The following is an 18,432-nucleotide window of genomic DNA, read 5'->3' as shown; positions in this document are numbered from 1 at the left end:
TCAGGACGCTTGCGACTGATGTTTCAGGTGGCCGAAGCTCGAAGGCTTGCGGGCTTTTTCCGGCAAGCGGATCTCGCCGTTCTCCACGCGTTTGCGCAGGTACTGATAGGTCTGCAGGGCCTGGCCATACATGTGTTCGCCGATGGCGATCTGCTCATAGTCGTCCGAGGCCTTGGCGAACTGCGGCAAAGGCTTGATCAGGGTGTGGAAGTCGCAGGCGTAGAACAGCGGGAACGAGTAGCGCTCCTCGCTGACCGTGCGCACCCGGTGGGCGGTGGCGACAAAGGCGCCGGCGGTCATCACTTCCAGCATGTCGCCGATGTTCACCACGAAGGCGTCGGCAATGGGCGGGGCGTCGATCCACTGGCCCAGGTTGTTCATCACCTCCAGGCCCGGCTTGTCGGCCAGCAGGATGGTGAAGCACTCGTAGTCGGTGTGGGCGCCGATGCCGGGGGCATCCTGGGCCGCGTCATCGAAGGGGTAGTGGATCAGGCGCAGCTTGGAAGGCGGGCGGGTGACCAGGGCGTCGAAGTAGTTTTCTTCCAGGCCCAGGGCCAGGGCAAACCCGCTGAACAGGCGCCTGCCGAGGGCGAAGATGGCCGCGTAATAGGCCTGTACCGCCTCCTTGAAACCGGGCAGCGCCGGCCATTCGTTCGGCCCCAGCAGCGGCGTGTTGGCCAGGACCAGGGGATCGTCGGCCGGTACTTCGAAGCCGATGTCGAAGGCCTCCTTGTGATCCGGCTTGCCCTTGGAATACACCTCCTCGCCTTCGGGGACGAAACCCTTGTGGCTTTTCGAGGTGCCGATGTAGTGCTGCATCTTGGTGTCCAGGGGCTGGGCGAAATAGTCCCTGGCGGCTTGACGCAAATCGGCGATCAACTGCGGGTCGATGCCATGGCTGGTGATATAGAGAAAGCCCACTTCGCTGGCGGCTGCTCCCAGCTGCTCGGCGACGGCCAGCCGGTGTTCCAGCTCGATGCTGAACAGGCCGGCGATGTCCACCACCGGGATGTGCTTGAAGTTGGCCTTGGCCGGGGTGTTGTCGATCTTCTCGGGCATGACGCAAGAACCTCACGGACGGGTTGAGTGGGTGAAGCGGTCGAAGTGTTCGCGCTCGGTCCTGGCCATCCACTGGTTCAGCGACCAGAGGTCGGCCACCGGCACGTTGGTGAAGGGCAGGTGATGCAGGTAGCCGTCGGCGCCGAACTCCGGGGTCAGGGTGCTGACCTGGTAGCCACGGGCCTTTTGCGAATGCCAGACGGCCTCCCAGTGTTGCTGGTGGAACGCCAGTTCACGGGCATATTCCGGGGCGGCGGGGTGCGGGACTTGCGGCCCCTGGTCATAACCGACCCGGGCCTGGATGTGGTGAACGCGCTCGACGAAGGGGGCCAGGTCATCGAAAGGATCGTCCAGCAGGCGTTCGCAGGTGACGACCCAATGGCTGATATCGCTGGTGAAGCGCAGATCGGGCAATTGCCGGATCAGATCCAGGGTGACCCAGGGGTTGAACAGCGAGCGGGCCCGGTGAGTCTCGAGGCTGCAGAACTGGCCATGCTTGCGCGCCAGTTCCATGGCCTGGCCGAAGAACTCGACTTGTTGCGCCAGGGGCCAGCGATCGTTGCCGGCCAGGACATTGACGAAGCGCGGTGCCAGCTCGGCGGCCCAGGCGAGTTTGCGGTCCAGGTCCAGCAGGTGTTCCTGGAACGTGGCCGACTGTTTGGGCAGGACGTCGTAGGCGGTAAAAACGGTGCAGATATAGCCGAGGCGATTGTCCCGCAGGAAAGTGCCGAATTCGCCGCGTTCACGAGCTTGCAAAGGCAGGCGGGCTTCCATACCGTCGAAGCCGGCGGCCAGCAGTTCGTCGAGTGCCTGGGCCTTGCTGGCGGTATAGCCCCAGAGTGTGCGGAATATTTCCAGTTGCATCGGCTAACCTCAAAGATGTCTTGGGCTACTCATGGCACCGCAGCGGCGTGTGGCCGAGGCGGCGATACTGGGCAGTAGCAAAAGACATTCCTTGAGCCGGATCTCTGCGGATCCGATCTCACCGAGGGGGCCTGGATGGCTCACTCTCTGGCGCCGATCTTAAGCAGGCGATGCAGGCATGAAGAATAGGAAGGCTCAAATCGTTACTTCATTTTTTTCTAAACCAATAGCCTGCTACCCATGCCTGGGAGCCTCGCGGGGGGTTCCCCTGCTGTGCTATCGTTGCGGCATCATTGTATGACGATCAAAGAGAATCCCTGCATGAACGTGGCTGTCTCGGCGACAGAGCGCTTTTTGGGCTGGAGGCAGGTATTGCTGTCCACCCTGGTCTGTCTGCTGAGCACTTTTGCCGTCGCGCAACCCGAGCCTGCGGCTGTCAGCCTGGCAGACCAGCGCGCCAAGGCAGTAACTCAGGTGGTGCTGGGCATTCTCAGCTATGCGCGCTGGCCGGTGGAGCCGGCACAGCTGCGCCTGTGCGTGGTGGGGCCGACCGAATACACCGACGATCTGGTCAAGGGCACGACCCAGGCCACCGGCCGCCCGGTCCTGGTGCGGCGCTTGCTGGCCGACAACCCAGCCATCGTCAGCGAGTGCGACTCGGTGTACATCGGTAAGCTGACCGATGACCAGCGTGCCCGCCTGTTCACTTCCCTGGCCGGTCATCCGGTGCTGAGCATCAGCGAAGGCGGCGACCAGTGCACGGTGGGCAGTCTGTTCTGCCTGCGTGTCAGAGACAACCAGGTGTCATTCGAGGTCAACCTGGATTCAGTGGCCCGCAGTGGTGTGCGGATTCATCCGAGCGTGCTGCAACTCTCCCGTCGTCGACCGGCGGCGCCATGAGTCTCTTCAAATCGCCTGTTCGCCCTACCTTGCGTTCGGTCATTGGCCGCGGGCATCTGATTGTCGCCCTGCTGGCCATTTCCATGGCCAGCCTGTCCCTGACCCTGCTCGGGGTGTTGGCATTGCGGGTGTATGCCGATCACAACCTGCACCTGATCGCGCGTTCGATCAACTACACGGTCGAAGCGGCGGTGGTGTTCAACGACAGCGCCGCGGCGACCGAAGCCCTGGCCCTGATCGCCTCCACCGAAGAAGTGGCCGAGGCCCAGGTGCTCGATGCCCGGGGCCGCGTGCTGGCCCACTGGGAGCGTCCGGAAACCGGTTTGCTGAGCGACCTGCAAATGCAGATCGCCCGCGCCTTTCTCGAGAAGCCCATCACGGTGCCGATCATGTATCAGGGCCAGGAGATCGGCAGTGTTGCCTTGACCGGGCACGGCGGCAGCCTGTTGCGTTTTCTGCTCAGTGGGTTGGTGGGGATTGTCCTGTGTATCGCGGTGAGCGCCTGGGTGGCACTGTACCTGGCGCGCCGTCAGTTGCGCGGCATTACCGGGCCGCTGCGCAGCCTGGCCGATGTGGCGCATGCCGCGCGCCGCGAGCGGGCCTTCGACGTGCGGGTACCGCCGGCAAAGATTGCCGAGCTGGATAACCTGGGCAACGACTTCAATGCCTTGCTCGATGAGCTGGAGGCCTGGCAAACCCATTTGCAGAGTGAAAACGAAACCCTGGCCCACCAGGCCAGCCACGACAGCCTGACCGGGTTGCCGAACCGGGCGTTTTTCGAGGGCCGGCTGATCCGCGCGCTGCGCAGCGCCAGCAAGCTCAATGAACGGGTTGCGGTGCTGTTTCTCGACAGCGACCGCTTCAAGGGCATCAACGACAACTTCGGTCACGCCGCCGGCGACGCGGTGCTGATGGCGGTGGCATCGCGGGTGCGGGCGCAGTTGCGCGAGGAAGACCTGGTGGCGCGCCTGGGGGGCGACGAGTTCGCCATTCTGCTGACCCCGCTGCACCGCATCGAGGACGCCGAGCGTATCGCCGAAAAAATCATCGCCAGCATGGAGCTGCCGATCGCCTTGCCAGGCAGTACTTCGGTGCTGACGTCGCTCAGTATCGGGATTGCCGTCTACCCTGATCATGGCACCACCCCGGGTGCTCTGCTCAACGCCGCTGATGCGGCGATGTATCAGGCCAAGCGTGTCTCTCGAGGCGGGCAACACACCGCGGGGTCGGAGCCCCCCGTCGTTCACGTTCAATCCAGGAGCTAATTCTTTGTTTTCATTGACTCGACCTTTCATGCGACTTTTCACCGCCGGCCTGTTGCTGGCGCTGCTTTCATTGACCGGCTGCCAGAGCGTGCCGCCCAAGGGGCTGACCCCGCAACAAGTGGCGGTGCTCAAGCAGGAGGGCTTTGAGCTGACGGATGAAGGTTGGGCCTTCGGCCTGTCCGGCAAGGTGCTGTTCGGCAGTGATATCGAGACTCTGAATGCCACCAGTACCGAGATCGTCGAGCGCATCGGCAAGGCCCTGGTCAGCGTGCACATCGACAAGGTCCGGGTCGATGGCCACACCGATGCCTCCGGCAGGGAAACCTATAACCAGCAACTGTCCCTGCGTCGGGCGAAAAGCGTGAGCAAGGTGCTGGTGGCCACGGGCATGCGTGAAGAAAACATCCAGCTGCGCGGCCTCGGCAGCAGCGAACCGGTAGCCTCCAATAGCACGGTGGCCGGGCGTACCGAAAACCGTCGCGTCTCGATCGTGGTCATCGCCGACTAATAGGCGAACACCATCCTCCGGGTCTGCCCTTTCAGCAGGTTCTGATTTTGTTTGGTCACGTTGCTGATGTAGTCCCACAGTAGGGGACGCTTGAGTTTGCGCAGCTCTTCGCAGCGTTGTTGGCAGCTTAGGGCCGGAAAGGGTCAGACTCGCCCGGACACTTCTTCAACCGAGCAATAACGTCAGGAGCTGTTCTTTCAATATCGACCCTACCGGTCCTATCGAGGTAGATGTCTATCGTTGCCCAGCGCTTAGGTGTGATGTCGATGCATTTCCGTAAACCTCTGTCGGTCCACCAAAAGAACACCATGAAGAAGTTCTCATCAGGGAACACATGACCAAGCTCAGATGTAGCTTCCCCTGGTAGCATCCGCTGCCGCGTAATCTGGTCGTGCGTGTCCCAAATTAAGCGCAGTTCGTCCGTGGCCTCTTTAGGGTAATGGACAATTACGCCGGGAATAGCGAAGTACCAAGCCACCAGCGGAGCTATTAATAGGAAAAGGAACAAGTAACGAGCCTTAAATTTTCTTGCATTTGTGCTCAATGACACCTGCTCCCCATTCCTGTGGCGTAACTGCAAGAACCTCATCCATAACCATTTTTGCTGTTATCCCACCATTGGGATGTTGGTTAAAGAGTTTAATGCCGATACTAATAGATATACGGTCTGGGTCGTCGTCCCAGGCACGGAGTCCGTCAACATTTTCAGCCCGGTGAGGTCCTCGGTGTTTCCGTCTTTCTGGTGGTTTCGTTATATCCGTGACCTTCCCCCAGGAGTCTGAAACTATCTGCTCGGCTCCTGCCCCATCCGCAAGTACGCTCTCGGAAAATCCCGCAACGCGGCCCACATAGCCATAGTGGATGTTCGACCAGATATCATAAAAATAGTCGTACTTTCCTTGTTTATGCCAAAGCCCACCAAATGCCGCACGAATTTTCGGCTTGTGGTCCCAAGGTCGATCCTGGCCCACTCGCTCAGTCCAGATAGCAAAAGCCTTGGCTTTCTTTCCCAGAGCCAAGTTGTAGAAGTCTGGGCCAGGGCCAAGCCTCATGTAGAACGGAAGCTCAGCGTACTTACGTGTTTCCGCTGCCGGATCAAAGCAATTCAAGTCCTGCATCTGTCGCACAGACGGGCTGTTGATATTGCGGTTCATCTCGTCGGCAATGTAGCTCGCCAGTTCTTCCATGCGGTCGGGGTCAGTACAAACCTTCTCCTCTGGCTTCTCCTCAGGTGCCTTAGAGGCCGCATTGGGATCGACCAAAGCATTTGCAGCGGTAGCCTTCTCCATCAGCCTCGGGTCGGCCAGCAAGGTCGTCATCTTTTCATCGTCCACCGAGCCATCCGGGCGAAACACGCCGAGTGCTGCGAAGTTGATGATGGCAGCCCCTGGAGCGGGCCCCATGACAAAACCACCGAAAGTATCACCCGACCCCGTAATGATTGTCCCACCGTGACTGGTGGGGCTCCCTAAGTGGGCCATGGGACGACCATTCAGGATGATCGAGGGAAACCCCGTGGTGATGACCGCGCCACAACCGCAAGTGTCACCGACTCGGGCTGCTCCCATGAAGTTGATGTTGATGTCAGCAGAAGCGCAAGCAATAGGAGTAGTGCCGTGACCGGGAAGAGGACAGACGTGTTTGTCGCCCAGGCGAGCAGAAGAGAGCATTTATCGTCCTTGCATTAGCTGATCCGCGAGGCTCTTTGTCGAGCTTCGCGAACCTAGCAAGTGGCGATGGCTAAGGCTTTAGGACGATTCTGAACTTGGTTGGAGAGTCTGTCGGGCTCCGGCAATTACGATCAAGCCTTGTCACAAAACATTGGCAGGGCCTGCTGATCTTTTTGGAGGACTATGAGTCGGCAAACACCATCGCCCGGCTCTGCCCCATCAGCAGGTCCTGATTCTGCTCGGTCACGTTGCGGATGTAGTCCCACAGCAGGGTGATCCGCTTGAGCTTGCGCAGGTCTTCGCGGCAGTACATCCAGAACTGCCGGGTGATGTCTATTTCCTCCGGCAGCACTGGCAGCAGGCGTGGGTCCTGGGCGGCCAGGAAGCACGGCAGGATCGCCAGCGAGCGCCCTTGCTGCGCCGCCACGTACTGGGCGATCACGCTGGTGCTGCGCAGGTTGGCGCTGGCGCCGGGCAGCACATTGGCCAGGTACAAGAGCTCCGAGCTGAACGCCAGGTCGTCCACGTAGCTGATGAATTGATGCTCGCTCAAGTCCGCCGGGCGGCGGATCGATGGGTGCTGGTCGAGGTATTCCTGGGTCGCATAGAGCTGCAGGCGGTAGTCGCAGAGCTTGCAGCAGACATAGGGGCCGTGCTCCGGGCGCTCCAGGGCGATGACGATGTCGGCTTCGCGCTTGGACAGGCTGATGAAGTGCGGCAGCGGCAGGATGTCCACCGAGATCGCCGGGTAGGCGTCGACGAAATGGCTCAGCTGCGGGGTGATGAAAAAGCTGCCGAAACCCTCGGTGCAGCCCATGCGCACATGGCCGGACAGGGCCACGCCCGAGCCCGAGACCTGTTCGCAGGCCATGTGCAGGGTGCTTTCGATCGACTCGGCATAACCCAGCAGGCGCTGGCCCTCGGCGGTCAGGACAAAGCCGTTGGTCCGGGACTTTTCGAACAGCAGGGTGCCCAGCGCGACTTCCAGCGAGCCGATGCGCCGCGACACCGTGGTGTAGTCCACCGCCAGGCGCTTGGCCGCGCTGCTGGCCTTGCGGGTGCGGGCCACTTCGAGGAAAAACTTCAGGTCGTCCCAGTTCAGCGAGCCGAGGGATGTGATGTTTTTTTGCATGATGGACCGGCTTTTATGTGCGTTCTTATTAGAAGTTTGCACATCTATACTCCAAAAACAGTCCGACAACCAACTCGCGACGCACGCCTCATTTCAAGGCGGTCCCACGCCTTGGCTCCCTGCATAAGAACCTCAAGAAGTCAGGAGACCCGTATGAACGCATCCCTCAAGTCCGACGGCACCACCTTGCAGCAGGTCAAGCTGCTGATCGACGGCCAGTGGGTCGAGTCCAAGACCCGCGAATGGCACGACATCACCAACCCGGCCACCCAGCAGGTGCTGGCCAAGGTGCCTTTTGCCACGGCGGATGAAGTCGACGCCGCCATCGAAGCCGCGCAGCGCGCCTTCCAGACCTGGAAGCTGACCCCGATCGGCGCGCGGATGCGCATCATGCTCAAGCTGCAGGCGCTGATCCGCGAACACTCCAAACGCATTGCCCAGGTGCTCAGCGCCGAACAGGGCAAGACCATCGCCGATGCCGAAGGCGACATCTTCCGTGGCCTGGAAGTGGTCGAGCATGCCTGCTCGATCGGCAGCCTGCAGATGGGCGAGTTCGCCGAGAACGTCGCCGGCGGCGTCGATACCTACACCCTGCGCCAGCCGATCGGCGTTTGCGCCGGGATCACCCCGTTCAACTTCCCGGCGATGATTCCGCTGTGGATGTTCCCGATGGCCATCGCCTGCGGTAACACCTTCGTCCTCAAGCCTTCGGAGCAGGACCCGCTGTCGACCATGCTGCTGGTGGAACTGGCGCTGGAAGCCGGGATTCCGCCGGGCGTGCTCAACGTGGTGCATGGCGGCAAGGACGTGGTGGACAAGCTGTGCACCCACCCGCACATCAAGGCGGTGTCGTTCGTCGGCTCCACTGCGGTGGGCACTCACGTCTACGACCTGGCGGGCAAGCACGGCAAGCGCGTGCAGTCGATGATGGGCGCGAAGAATCACGCCGTAGTGCTGCCTGACGCCAATCGCGAACAGGCGCTCAATGCCCTGGTCGGTGCCGGGTTCGGCGCGGCCGGCCAGCGTTGCATGGCCACCTCGGTGGTGGTCCTGGTGGGCGCGGCGAAACAATGGCTGCCGGACCTCAAGGCGCTGGCGCAGAAGCTCAAGGTGAATGCCGGCAGCGAGCCGGGCACCGATGTCGGGCCGCTGATTTCCAAGCGGGCCAAGGAGCGTGTGCTGAGCCTGATCGAAAGTGGCATCAAGGAAGGCGCCAAGCTGGAGCTGGACGGTCGCGACGTCAAGGTGCCGGGTTTCGAGCAGGGCAACTTCGTCGGCCCGACCCTGTTCTCCGGGGTGACCACCGACATGCAGATCTACACCCAGGAAATCTTCGGCCCGGTGCTGGTGGTGCTGGAAGTGGACACCCTCGACCAGGCCATCGCCCTGGTCAACAGCAACCCCTTCGGCAACGGCACCGGCCTGTTCACCCAGAGCGGCGCGGCGGCCCGCAAGTTCCAGAGCGAAATCGATGTCGGCCAGGTCGGGATCAACATCCCGATCCCGGTGCCGGTACCGTTCTTCAGCTTCACCGGTTCCCGTGGTTCCAAACTGGGCGATCTGGGGCCCTATGGCAAACAAGTGGTGCAGTTCTATACCCAGACCAAGACCGTCACCAGTCGCTGGTTCGACGATGACAGCGTCAACGATGGCGTGAACACCACCATCCATTTGCGTTGAGGAGTCGGCTCATGAAAATCGCATTCATCGGTCTGGGCAACATGGGCGCACCCATGGCGCGCAACCTGCTCAAGGCCGGGCATCAGTTGAACCTGTTCGACCTGAACCAGGCCGTGCTCAACGAACTGGCCGAACTGGGTGGCAGTATCAGCACCTCGCCGCGCGCTGCCGCCGAAGACAGCGAGCTGGTGATCACCATGCTGCCGGCCGCGGCCCATGTGCGCAGCGTCTGGCTGGGCGACGACGGGGTGCTGGCGGGTATCGCCCATGGCACACCGGCGGTGGATTGCAGCACCATCGATCCGCAGACCGCCCGCGACGTGGCCGCTGCCGCCGCCAAGCAAGGCGTGGCCATGGCCGACGCGCCGGTGTCAGGTGGCACCGGTGGCGCGGCGGCGGGCACCCTGACTTTCATGGTCGGCGCCAGTGCCGAACTGTTCGCCACCCTGCAGCCGGTGCTGGCGCAGATGGGCCGCAATATCGTGCACTGCGGTGAAGTGGGGACCGGGCAGATCGCCAAGATCTGCAACAACCTGCTGCTGGGCATTTCGATGATCGGCGTCAGCGAGGCCATGGCCCTGGGCGATGCCCTGGGCATCGACACCAAGGTGCTGGCGGGCATCATCAACAGCTCCACCGGGCGCTGCTGGAGTTCCGACACCTACAACCCCTGGCCCGGTGTGATCGAAACCGCACCGGCCGCTCGCGGCTACACCGGCGGCTTCGGCGCCGAACTGATGCTCAAGGACCTGGGCCTGGCCACCGAGGCCGCCCGCCAGGCGCATCAGCCGGTGGTGCTGGGCGCCGTGGCGCAGCAGCTGTACCAGGCCATGAGCCAGCGCGGGGAAGGGGGCATGGACTTCTCGGCTATCGTCAACAGCTATCGCAAGCCCCAATAGGGGTTTTTCCGGGAGCCCGCGTCGGGCGGGCTCCCGGTTTTTTACCATCTCTCTTACTTCAATGGACCTCGCTCCCCTGTAGCCCGCTGGCACAGGCCGGGATCGAGTGCGCCGTCCTCGGCAATTGCGCTTGTTCAGAAAAATCAATTCATCGGTTCATGACAGTCTTACAGCCGAATATCGTCCGTAATATCTGCACAGTAGGCGATGAAGTATTCGCAAGTGGCTTTATCGCGACAATGTATAAGACATGCCCTGGCAGTATCGGGATTGATAGCTAAGGTGATTTGTGTCGACAGCATCTCTGTCGAATGACGACATGTCATGGATATGGCATGTATATAAGGTTATATCAGGGAGATAGACCATGGCAGATGTTCTGAGATACGGAGACAAAGTTCATATCAAGAATGGTTACAGTAATTGGGATGGCGGTTATCTCGATACTTGTAATCATGCGACCGCCCCGAACAGCCTTTACGGCGTAGTCACCGCAACCACTCCTCATCGCGGCCCGGGTACTGGCACCTGGGTCATCGAGTCCGCGACAGGCAAGGCAGTAGGAACCGAGGTTGAAAGTTGCGATGTGATTCTGCTGTGGAACCTCTACAAGAACGAGGGTGGCTATCTGGACACCAATGGCCACGCGACAAAACCGTCGATCTACAACGTGGTCACAGCCCTCAAGGAGTCGCGGCCGGCGGATACCCTGCACTGGCGAATCTTCGCCGATACCTCAGATCCCAAGGATTTCAAGGTGAGGGAGGGGGATGTCGTGCACTTCCTGAATGGCTACAACGACGTGCGCGGCGGGTTCCTGGATACCTGTGGGCATGCCAGTGGCGAGGGCGTCAAATATGCGGTATCGACGACCCCCTATCTGAATCGGGACGGCAATACCGGCTCATGGAAAATCTCGAAAGCCAAAGACTAAGTGCCCGATACACCACCAGGCACCGGGATGTGCAAAAGGGGACGTTGAGACGTCCCCTTTTTAGTCGTTGGATTAATAGAGTTTCTAAAGTTTTAAGTGTGGGTCGTCTGCTTGGTTTTTTTGTTTAAGCAAGCTTGTTGGAAGTTTAAGTGGGCTGTCTGTATTCGCTGGGCATGAGATGAGTGAACTTCTGGTTGGCCAATATCATTAAGCCGGGAAGTGCATGGCGGGCGTGCGCCTTATTACTGTGTTTTTATAAAAAAGAGGCGCTCTTCAATGATATGAGCGCCTCTTGAAGTTTTGTGGAAAGTCCTTCGCCGGGCCGATCAGTCAGTTTGCAAAACTGCGGCCCGCATTTTCGGGCGTCAGGCGAAAACGAAATACTTGCGCACGGTCTCCACCACTTCCCAGGTGCCTTTCATCCCCGGCTCGACCACGAAGATATCGCCGGCGCGCAAGTGGATCGGGTCCATGCCGTCCGGGGTGATCACGCAGTAACCTTCCTGGAAATGGCAGTACTCCCATTTCACGTAGTCCACGCGCCATTTGCCGGGCGTGCAGATCCAGGTGCCCATGATCTTGCTGCCGTCTTCGCTGGTGTAGGCGTTGAGGTTGACGGTGTGCGGGTCGCCTTCGAGTTTTTCCCATTTGCAGGCATCGAGCACCGGCAGCGGGTGAGTGTCGCGCAGAACGGTGATGGGGGCAGTCGCGGTCATGAGGACTCCGGGGTCTTGGCTGAGAACTGAAGTCGCACCCTATAGCGCCCGGCGCCCCATCAGTTGTCTGTACTCGACATCGGGGTGCCCAGAAACGCAGTAGCCGCCCGCGAAGTGTTGCCGCGGTTTGCATTGAAATTTCCGAGCGTGAATCAGTGATTTCCTTGCAGTTCTTGCGAAAGATTCCGCGGTCGCCGGAGCATTTCGCAAGAATCTTCACGGGCATCGCTCGTATGATTCAGGTCGAAGTGGCCGAGAGCAGCGCTATGAACACAACCCCAAGCTGGTGGGACATCAGCCCGCCCCTGAGTACCGCGACCCCGACCTGGCCTGGCGACACGCCGTTCCAGGAAGAGCGGGTCTGGCAGTACGGACCCGAGTGCCCGGTGAATGTCGGGCGTATCACCCTGTCGCCGCACACCGGGGCTCATGTCGACGCGCCGCTGCATTACAGCGCCGATGGCGCGCCGATCGGCGAGGTGCCGCTGGATGTCTACCTCGGCCCGTGCCGGGTCGTGCATTGCCTGGGCTGCGGCCCGCTGGTATTGCCCCGACACCTGGAAGGTCACCTCGACAACCTGCCCGAGCGGGTGCTGCTGCGCACCTATCGCCAGGCGCCGTTGAGCACCTGGGATCCGGACTTCAGCGCCGTGGCCAAGGAAACCGTCGAGCTGCTGGCCAGCCACGGCGTGCGCCTGATCGGCATCGACACCCCGTCCCTCGATCCGCAGCAATCGAAAACCATGGACGCCCATAACGCCGTGGCCCGCCATGGGCTGGCGATTCTCGAGGGCATAGTGCTCGACGAAGTGGCCGAAGGCGACTACGAACTGATCGCGCTGCCCCTGCGTTTCGCTCATCTGGATGCGAGCCCGGTGCGCGCCATCCTGCGGCCTTTGCCGCGATAATTCCTACAATAGTATTTACAACAACAAAGCTTCGACCCCACGCGCCCTCGATCAAGACTGGCGCCGGGTGATCGATCAGCCGCGACCTGACATGAGGAGCCCACGCGATGAGTCAATGTCCCTATTCGAGCAACCCGCCGCCCGATGGCTGGCATAACGCCGAGCTGAATTTTTCCAATTCCATGAGCTACGGCGACTACCTGGACCTGGGGCGCATCCTCAATGCCCAGCACCCCTTGTCGCCGGATCACAACGAAATGCTCTTCATCATCCAGCACCAGACCTCGGAGTTGTGGATGAAACTGATGCTGCACGAGCTCAAGGCGGCTCGCGAGCACGTGCATCAGGGCCAGTTGCCGCCGGCGTTCAAGATGCTGGCGCGGGTGTCGCGGATCTTCGACCAACTGGTGCACGCCTGGGCGGTGCTGGCGACCATGACCCCGTCCGAGTACAAGTCGATCCGCCCGTACCTGGGGCACTCGTCGGGCTTCCAGTCGTTCCAGTACCGCGAGATCGAGTTCATCCTCGGCAACAAGAGCGCGACCTTGCTGCGCCCCCATGCCCATCGTCCGGAACTGCTCGAGGAACTGGAGCTGGCGATCGCCACGCCATCGCTGTACGACGAAGCCATCGGCCTGATGGCCAAGGCCGGGCTGGCCATCGACCCCGAGCGCCTGGCCCTGAACAGCCAGGTGCCGACCCAGCATGATGCGTCGGTGGAAGCCGCCTGGCGCGAGGTCTACACCGACCCGTCGCGCTACTGGGACCTGTACCAGCTGGCGGAGAAATTCATCGACCTGGAGGATTCCTTCCGCCAGTGGCGCTTCCGCCATGTGACCACGGTGGAGCGCATCATCGGCTTCCAGCCCGGCACCGGCGGCACCGAAGGCGTCGGCTACCTGCGCAAGATGCTCGACACCGTCTTGTTCCCCGAGCTGTGGCGCGTGCGTTCGACGCTGTAAGCGGCAGGCCAGCAAAAAGGCCCGGCATTCATCGAATGCCGGGCCTTTTTGTTGGCTGAATCAGTGGCGTTGTAATCAGGGCCACCGTGTCATCGTTCATCGCGGGCAAGCCTCGCTCCTACGGTAACGATGTTCATCGCGAGCAAGCTCCGTTTCTGTAGGAGCGAGGCTTGCCCGCGATGGGCGCGCCGCCGTTGTCAGGCCACCGCCCGAGTACCAGCCCTGGCCACCCGCAGGCGGTAGAACACCCAGATCAGCGCGACCCACACCGGGATCGCGTAGACCGAAACCCGGATCCCGGGAATCATCAGCATCACGCTGACGATCATCAGCATGAAGGCCAGGCACAGGTAGTTGCTGAACGGGAACCAGAAGGTCTTGAACGACGGCACTATGCCTTGCTGGCCCATGGACTTGCGGAACTTCAGGTGAGTCAGGCTGATCAGCGCCCAGTTGATCATCAGGGAGGCAACGACCAGGGCCATCAGCAGTTCCAGCGCTTCCTGCGGCGCCAGGTAGTTGACCACCACGCAGAGCAGGGTGATCAGCGCCGAGACGCCCAGGGCCAGCAATGGCACCCCCTGTTTGTTCAGCTTCATCATCGCCTTGGGCGCGTCGCCCTGTTCGGCCAGGCCGTAGAGCATGCGGCTGTTGCAGTACACGCCGCTGTTGTAGACCGACAGCGCCGCGGTCAGGACCACGAAGTTAAGGATATGCGCCGCGGTGTCGCTGCCGATCAGGGCAAAGATCTGCACGAACGGGCTGCCGCTATAGGAGTCGCCGGAAGCGTTGAGGGTCTGCAGCAACTGGTCCCAGGGGTACAGCGACAGCAGCACGGTGAGGGCGCCGACGTAGAAGATCAGCACCCGGTACACCACCTGGTTGATCGCCTTGGGGATCACCTTGCGTGGCTCGCTGGCCTCGGCGGCGGTGATGCCCACCAGTTCCAGGCCGCCGAAGGAAAACATGATGAAGGCCATGGCCATCAGCAGGCCGGTGCCGCCATTGGGGAAGAACCCGCCATGGCTCCACAGGTTGCTCACCGCGGCCTGCGGGCCGCCGCTGCCGCTGGCCAGCATGTAGCAGCCCAGGGCGATCATGCCGATGATGGCCACCACCTTGATGATGGCGAACCAGAACTCGGCTTCGCCGAAGAACTTCACGTTCATCATGTTGATCAGGTTGACCAGCACGAAGAACACCGCCGCGCTGACCCAGGAGGGGATTTCCGGCCACCAGAACTGCACGTACTTGCCCACGGCCGTGAGCTCGGCCATGCCCACCAGCACGTAGAGCACCCAGTAGTTCCAGCCGGCGAGAAAGCCGAAGTAACCGCCCCAGTACTTGTGCGCGAAGTGGCTGAAGGACCCGGCCACCGGCTCCTCGACGATCATTTCGCCAAGCTGGCGCATGATCAGGAAGGCGATGAACCCGGCAATCGCATAACCGAGGATCATCGAAGGGCCGGCGGACTTGAGCACGCCAGCGGAGCCAAGGAACAGTCCGGTGCCGATCGCCCCGCCCAGGGCAATCAGCTGGATATGGCGGTTCTTCAAGCCACGCTTGAGTTCGCCGGGTTTCAGGATTTCATCCACTAATCACGCTCTCTTCTCATTGTTATCGGATCTGTCCGTGTTCGCGGCCAGATCGCGCTGACGGCGGACGGATCAGATATTACTCTCGGTGAACTTCTCGTAATACAGCTGAACGCTCTCAAGTTGCTGATCTTGCAGCCAGTTCTTGATCGACTCGACCATCGGTGGCGGTCCGCAGACGTACATGTCCACCGGGCTATCGCGCAGTTCGCTGCAATCGAAATGCTCGGCGATGTAACCGCGCTTGCCCGGCCAGTCCGCCGTCGGCTTGCTGATCACCGCAGTGTAGCGAAAGCCCGGCAGTTGGTCGGCATAAGCCTCGATACGCGCGGTTTCGCACAGGTCGGCGACGTTGCGCACCCCGTAGTACAGGTGCACCGGCTGGGTGCAGCCGTCGGCGACCAGCTGTTCGAGCATCGCCAGCAGCGCCGACAACCCGGTGCCGCCGGCCACCAGCACCAGCGGCCGGACGATATGGCGCAGGTAGAAGGCGCCCAGCGGCGCCTCCAGCTCGATACGGTCGCCGACCTGGCAACGTTCGCGGATGTAGTTGCTCATGGCTCCGTCGGGTAGCAGGCGCACGAGGAATTGCAGCTGCTGGCTGCCCGAGCGGTTGGCGAACGAGTAGGAGCGCTTGCTCGACGTGCCGGGGACCGACAGCCGGGCGTATTGCCCCGGCAGGAAGTCCAGCGCTGTCTGGTCGAGCTGCAGTTGCAGGATCGCCGTGCTGTCGGAGACCTGGCGCACTTCGCTGACTGTAGCGCCCAGCTGTGCGGGGCCTGCGGCGCTGCACAGGCTGGAATCGAAGTCGAAGTAGAAGGTGGCATCGGACTGCACCCGGGTCTGGCAACTGAGCATCTTGCGCTGCTCCAGGTCCGTGCTGGAGAGGGCTTCCTCGTCCACGTAGTCCTGGCTGTAGGTGCCGGATTCGCAGCGGCCCTGGCAGGTGCCGCAGACGCCTTCGCGGCAGTCGAGGGGGATCTTGATGCCGTTGCGCAGGGCGGCGTCGAGCAGTATTTCGTTGGCGTGTACAGGGAAGAACAGCGTCTTGCCATCGGCAAAGCTGAACGCGACCTTGTGGTTCATGCCCGGTCTCCGTCAGAGGTGGTAGAAATCGAGCACCGAGTTGATGGTGTCGTTGAGCAGCAGCACATGCTTGCGGGTGATCAGCCAGCTGTCGCCGTGGGGCTTGAGGTTGTAGGTGGCATGGCCGAAGAACTGCTCGGCGGTGGCCAGGCGATAGAACAGCGTGTGCCAGTTCAGCCGCACTTGCAGGTTGCCATCGGCCTGCTCGGCGATCCGCACGTTGCTGATGTTGTGCAGGGTGCGCGGCATCGGAATGGTCGAGGCGGCCTTGCCGGTGCGGATACGGAACACCCGGTCTTCCAGGCCCGAGCGGTTGGCGTAGTAGATCAGCGACATGCCGCGTTTCGGGTCGGTGGTGTAGACATGCTCGGAATCCCACTGCGGCAGGTGGAACTCACTCTGCGGGTCGAAGAGCTCAAGGTAGGCGTCCCAGTCCTGGGCGTCGCACAGCTCGGACTTGCGGTAGAAAAACTGCTCGATACGGTATTGCAGTTGCGCACTCATGTTCACACCTCACGCAGTTTCAGGGATTGTCTGGCCAGCCCGTCGAGGAGGAATTTCTGCCAGTTGCGGTGCTGGTTGACGTACAGCCCTTCGTGGGTGAATTCGGTGCCGGTCATGGCCGGCTGGATGCCGATGGCCTCGCTGTTGCGGGTCGGCCCGGTTGCCCAGCGGTGGCTGCCGCGGGAGATGTCGCTCCAGCGTTCCAGGCGGCCCTGGAAACCGCGCTGGGCTTCGCGGAATTCCACCAGGTCGTCGGGGGTGCCCATGCCCGAGACGTTGAAGAAGTCCTCGAACTGGCGGATGCGGTTTTCCCGGTCGGCGTCGGACTCGCCCTTGACCCCGATGCACTGGCTGATGATCTCGGTCTTGTTCCAGGCCAGCGGGCGGATGATCCGCAGCTGCGAGCTGATCTGGTCGAGGAAGAACAGGCTCGGGTAGACGTTGAGGTTGCGCAGGCGGTGCATCATCCATTCGGCCTTTTCCTGGCCGTACTCTTCCACCAGCCGCGGCATGATGGTGGCGTAGCCGGAGCGCACCGACGGGTTGGGCATGTCGCTGAACAGCACGCTGTGGCCGTTGTTGAAGGCGAACCAGCCGTCGTCGGTGTTGGCGTCGCCGGCGCCGAGCTTGCTGTAGTCGAGGGTGGCGCTGGCGCCGCCGTTTTCGCTGTTGACCTGCTGGCGGTGCTGCACCGTGGCCACGTAGTTGTAGTGCACGGTGCTCACGTGATAACCGTCGAGGCCGTTCTCGTTCTGCAGTTTCCAGTTGCCGTCGTAGGTGTAGGCGGACTTGCCGGGCAGCACTTCCAGTTCACCGGTGGGCGACTGGGCGACCATCATGTCGAAGAACACCTTGGCGTCGCCGAGGAAGTCCTCCAGGGAGTTGTCGGCGTGGACGTCGAGGCTGATGAAGACAAAGCCCTTGTAGCTGTCGATGCGGGCCTTCTTCAGGCCGCGGGTGGCCTTGTCGAAACCCTCGGGGTATTCCCCCGGCGCCTTGACCTTCACCAGGCGCCCGTCGCTCTTGTAGCACCAGGCGTGGAACGGGCAGGTGAAGGTGGACTGGTTGCCCTTGCCGACCCGGGTCAGGGTGGTGCCGCGGTGCTGGCAGGCGTTGATCAGCGCGTTGAGCCGGCCTTCGCCGTCGCGGGTGATGATCATCGGCTGGCGCCCGGCGCGCAGGGTCACGAAGTCGTGGTTGTTGGCCAGCTCGCTTTCGTGGCAGGCGTAGATCCAGTTCTTCTCGAAGATCAGTTCCATCTCCAGGTCGAACAGCTCGGGCTCGGTGAACATGTCCCGGGCAATGCGGAATACGCCGTCGTCCGGACGAAAGTCCAGGCAGCCATCGATGAAGCTTTTCCATTGTTCTGTGTTTCTTGCACCACTCATGAGTGAGTACCTTTTTTATAGAGGCGGTTTTATTCAGGCCAATCAGTGGGTGCATTAGAGGGAGTGCGGGGCAGGGGTGGCTATCCGCTTAGTCGGCCAAGGCCATCCATAAAATTGAATGGCGCTGAGGGCTTCTGTAGGAGCGAAGCTTGCTCGCGATAAACGATCACGCGGTGCATCTGCCAAAACGCGCCGTACCCATCGCGGGCAAGCCTCGCTCCTACAGGGCGCGGGGGTAACACCTGGGGGCTGAATACCCACGGCCGGCGCCCCAGGTGATCAACGGCTGCACCGCGATGTCGCGATGAGCTACTGTTTGGCGCAGTCTTGCGTGGGTTTTGCGCACCAGGTGGATGGGCTCT

18 protein-coding genes are annotated in these 18,432 nt (G+C 61.5%); 8 read left to right on the top strand and 10 right to left on the bottom strand.

The genetic code is table 11. From position 1 onward, the window contains the following. Together J4D28_RS04025 and J4D28_RS04020 are read right to left on the bottom strand one after the other, a co-directional pair. Entirely contained in the window at positions 1 to 1,059 is a 1,059-nt protein-coding gene (locus tag J4D28_RS04025) for an isopenicillin N synthase family oxygenase (RefSeq protein WP_016704198.1), read from the bottom strand. A 12-nt stretch (positions 1,060 to 1,071) separates the two neighbouring features. After that, on the bottom strand, positions 1,072 to 1,923 hold the full coding sequence (locus tag J4D28_RS04020; protein WP_028681598.1) for a sugar phosphate isomerase/epimerase: 852 nt from the start codon (positions 1,921 to 1,923) through the stop codon (positions 1,072 to 1,074). 321 nt (positions 1,924 to 2,244) lie between these two features. Here J4D28_RS04020 and J4D28_RS04015 point away from each other — a divergent pair, with 321 nt between their 5' ends. The 3 genes from J4D28_RS04015 to J4D28_RS04005 are packed head-to-tail and all read left to right on the top strand — an operon-like array spanning position 2,245 to position 4,596. Continuing rightward, a complete protein-coding gene (locus J4D28_RS04015; protein WP_028681599.1) occupies positions 2,245 to 2,823 on the top strand; it encodes a YfiR family protein in 579 nt (192 codons plus the stop codon). Further along, entirely contained in the window at positions 2,820 to 4,088 is a 1,269-nt protein-coding gene (locus J4D28_RS04010) for a diguanylate cyclase domain-containing protein (RefSeq protein ID WP_009046849.1), read from the top strand. The genes J4D28_RS04015 and J4D28_RS04010 overlap by 4 nt, the downstream gene beginning before the upstream one ends. 28 nt (positions 4,089 to 4,116) lie before the next feature. Then, complete coding sequence (locus J4D28_RS04005; protein WP_177477856.1) at positions 4,117 to 4,596, top strand: OmpA family protein; 480 nt, start codon at positions 4,117 to 4,119, stop codon at positions 4,594 to 4,596. 127 nt (positions 4,597 to 4,723) lie between these two features. Here J4D28_RS04005 and J4D28_RS30385 read toward each other — a convergent pair whose 3' ends face one another. From J4D28_RS30385 to J4D28_RS03990, 3 genes are all read right to left on the bottom strand, one after another. After that, the gene (locus tag J4D28_RS30385) at positions 4,724 to 5,185 is read right to left on the bottom strand and encodes a hypothetical protein (protein WP_052107431.1); all 462 of its coding nucleotides are present in this window, start codon (positions 5,183 to 5,185) and stop codon (positions 4,724 to 4,726) included. Further along, positions 5,115 to 6,266, bottom strand: coding sequence for a polymorphic toxin type 44 domain-containing protein (locus J4D28_RS03995; protein WP_103330629.1), 1,152 nt, complete (start codon positions 6,264 to 6,266; stop codon positions 5,115 to 5,117). Before J4D28_RS03995 ends, J4D28_RS30385 begins: the two co-directional genes overlap by 71 nt. Before the next feature lie 181 nt (positions 6,267 to 6,447). Further along, entirely contained in the window at positions 6,448 to 7,398 is a 951-nt protein-coding gene (locus J4D28_RS03990) for a LysR family transcriptional regulator (protein ID WP_103330628.1), read from the bottom strand. A gap of 153 nt (positions 7,399 to 7,551) precedes the next feature. Here J4D28_RS03990 and J4D28_RS03985 point away from each other — a divergent pair, with 153 nt between their 5' ends. The 3 genes from J4D28_RS03985 to J4D28_RS30380 all read left to right on the top strand — a co-directional run bounded on the left by J4D28_RS03985 (position 7,552) and on the right by J4D28_RS30380 (position 10,911). Further along, a complete protein-coding gene (locus J4D28_RS03985; protein WP_103330627.1) occupies positions 7,552 to 9,078 on the top strand; it encodes a CoA-acylating methylmalonate-semialdehyde dehydrogenase in 1,527 nt (508 codons plus the stop codon). A gap of 11 nt (positions 9,079 to 9,089) precedes the next feature. Next, positions 9,090 to 9,977: a 3-hydroxyisobutyrate dehydrogenase gene (mmsB, locus tag J4D28_RS03980; RefSeq protein ID WP_009046854.1), complete on the top strand. Its 888-nt coding sequence runs from the start codon at positions 9,090 to 9,092 to the stop codon at positions 9,975 to 9,977. Between the two features lie 367 nt (positions 9,978 to 10,344). Beyond that, positions 10,345 to 10,911 (top strand): hypothetical protein, encoded by a 567-nt coding sequence (locus J4D28_RS30380; RefSeq protein ID WP_028681603.1) that lies wholly within the window; start codon positions 10,345 to 10,347, stop codon positions 10,909 to 10,911. A gap of 365 nt (positions 10,912 to 11,276) precedes the next feature. Here J4D28_RS30380 and J4D28_RS03970 read toward each other — a convergent pair whose 3' ends face one another. Continuing rightward, entirely contained in the window at positions 11,277 to 11,627 is a 351-nt protein-coding gene (locus tag J4D28_RS03970) for a cupin domain-containing protein (RefSeq protein WP_007922165.1), read from the bottom strand. 266 nt (positions 11,628 to 11,893) lie between these two features. On the opposite strand from J4D28_RS03970, the gene kynB reads away from it, so the two are divergent. Next, positions 11,894 to 12,535, top strand: a complete 642-nt coding sequence (kynB, locus tag J4D28_RS03965; RefSeq protein WP_009046856.1) for an arylformamidase — start codon at positions 11,894 to 11,896, stop codon at positions 12,533 to 12,535. A 107-nt stretch (positions 12,536 to 12,642) separates the two neighbouring features. Beyond that, positions 12,643 to 13,497, top strand: a complete 855-nt coding sequence (gene kynA / locus J4D28_RS03960; protein WP_016704190.1) for a tryptophan 2,3-dioxygenase — start codon at positions 12,643 to 12,645, stop codon at positions 13,495 to 13,497. A gap of 197 nt (positions 13,498 to 13,694) precedes the next feature. Here the strand turns inward: kynA and J4D28_RS03955 are convergent, their stop codons facing one another. From J4D28_RS03955 to antA, 4 genes are all read right to left on the bottom strand, one after another. Continuing rightward, a complete protein-coding gene (locus tag J4D28_RS03955) occupies positions 13,695 to 15,092 on the bottom strand; it encodes an amino acid permease (RefSeq protein WP_009046858.1) in 1,398 nt (465 codons plus the stop codon). Between the two features lie 72 nt (positions 15,093 to 15,164). Continuing rightward, positions 15,165 to 16,178, bottom strand: a complete 1,014-nt coding sequence (gene antC, locus J4D28_RS03950) for an anthranilate 1,2-dioxygenase electron transfer component AntC (RefSeq protein WP_103330626.1) — start codon at positions 16,176 to 16,178, stop codon at positions 15,165 to 15,167. Between the two features lie 12 nt (positions 16,179 to 16,190). Then, positions 16,191 to 16,682: an anthranilate 1,2-dioxygenase small subunit gene (gene antB, locus J4D28_RS03945; RefSeq protein ID WP_009046860.1), complete on the bottom strand. Its 492-nt coding sequence runs from the start codon at positions 16,680 to 16,682 to the stop codon at positions 16,191 to 16,193. Positions 16,683 to 16,684: 2 nt separating this feature from the next. After that, complete coding sequence (gene antA / locus J4D28_RS03940; protein WP_103330625.1) at positions 16,685 to 18,070, bottom strand: anthranilate 1,2-dioxygenase large subunit; 1,386 nt, start codon at positions 18,068 to 18,070, stop codon at positions 16,685 to 16,687. Positions 18,071 to 18,432 lie beyond the last annotated feature (362 nt).

The organism is Pseudomonas sp. GW531-T4 (assembly GCF_017349615.1).
Taxonomy (GTDB): Bacteria; Pseudomonadota; Gammaproteobacteria; order Pseudomonadales; family Pseudomonadaceae; genus Aquipseudomonas; species Aquipseudomonas chlororaphis_I.
This window is presented reverse-complemented; position numbering and strand designations above follow the sequence as displayed.

What these genes read in the sequence shown, in the direction of transcription:
- J4D28_RS04025 (WP_016704198.1), bottom strand. Translation starts at nt 1,059, where the DNA reads ATGCCCGAGAAGATCGACAACACCCCGGCCAAGGCCAACTTCAAGCAC.
- J4D28_RS04020 (WP_028681598.1), bottom strand. Translation starts at nt 1,923, where the DNA reads ATGCAACTGGAAATATTCCGCACACTCTGGGGCTATACCGCCAGCAAG.
- J4D28_RS04015 (WP_028681599.1), top strand. Translation starts at nt 2,245, where the DNA reads ATGAACGTGGCTGTCTCGGCGACAGAGCGCTTTTTGGGCTGGAGGCAG.
- J4D28_RS04010 (WP_009046849.1), top strand. Translation starts at nt 2,820, where the DNA reads ATGAGTCTCTTCAAATCGCCTGTTCGCCCTACCTTGCGTTCGGTCATT.
- J4D28_RS04005 (WP_177477856.1), top strand. Translation starts at nt 4,117, where the DNA reads ATGCGACTTTTCACCGCCGGCCTGTTGCTGGCGCTGCTTTCATTGACC.
- J4D28_RS30385 (WP_052107431.1), bottom strand. Translation starts at nt 5,185, where the DNA reads ATGAGGTTCTTGCAGTTACGCCACAGGAATGGGGAGCAGGTGTCATTG.
- J4D28_RS03995 (WP_103330629.1), bottom strand. Translation starts at nt 6,266, where the DNA reads ATGCTCTCTTCTGCTCGCCTGGGCGACAAACACGTCTGTCCTCTTCCC.
- J4D28_RS03990 (WP_103330628.1), bottom strand. Translation starts at nt 7,398, where the DNA reads ATGCAAAAAAACATCACATCCCTCGGCTCGCTGAACTGGGACGACCTG.
- J4D28_RS03985 (WP_103330627.1), top strand. Translation starts at nt 7,552, where the DNA reads ATGAACGCATCCCTCAAGTCCGACGGCACCACCTTGCAGCAGGTCAAG.
- mmsB (WP_009046854.1), top strand. Translation starts at nt 9,090, where the DNA reads ATGAAAATCGCATTCATCGGTCTGGGCAACATGGGCGCACCCATGGCG.
- J4D28_RS30380 (WP_028681603.1), top strand. Translation starts at nt 10,345, where the DNA reads ATGGCAGATGTTCTGAGATACGGAGACAAAGTTCATATCAAGAATGGT.
- J4D28_RS03970 (WP_007922165.1), bottom strand. Translation starts at nt 11,627, where the DNA reads ATGACCGCGACTGCCCCCATCACCGTTCTGCGCGACACTCACCCGCTG.
- kynB (WP_009046856.1), top strand. Translation starts at nt 11,894, where the DNA reads ATGAACACAACCCCAAGCTGGTGGGACATCAGCCCGCCCCTGAGTACC.
- kynA (WP_016704190.1), top strand. Translation starts at nt 12,643, where the DNA reads ATGAGTCAATGTCCCTATTCGAGCAACCCGCCGCCCGATGGCTGGCAT.
- antC (WP_103330626.1), bottom strand. Translation starts at nt 16,178, where the DNA reads ATGAACCACAAGGTCGCGTTCAGCTTTGCCGATGGCAAGACGCTGTTC.
- antB (WP_009046860.1), bottom strand. Translation starts at nt 16,682, where the DNA reads ATGAGTGCGCAACTGCAATACCGTATCGAGCAGTTTTTCTACCGCAAG.
- antA (WP_103330625.1), bottom strand. Translation starts at nt 18,070, where the DNA reads ATGAGTGGTGCAAGAAACACAGAACAATGGAAAAGCTTCATCGATGGC.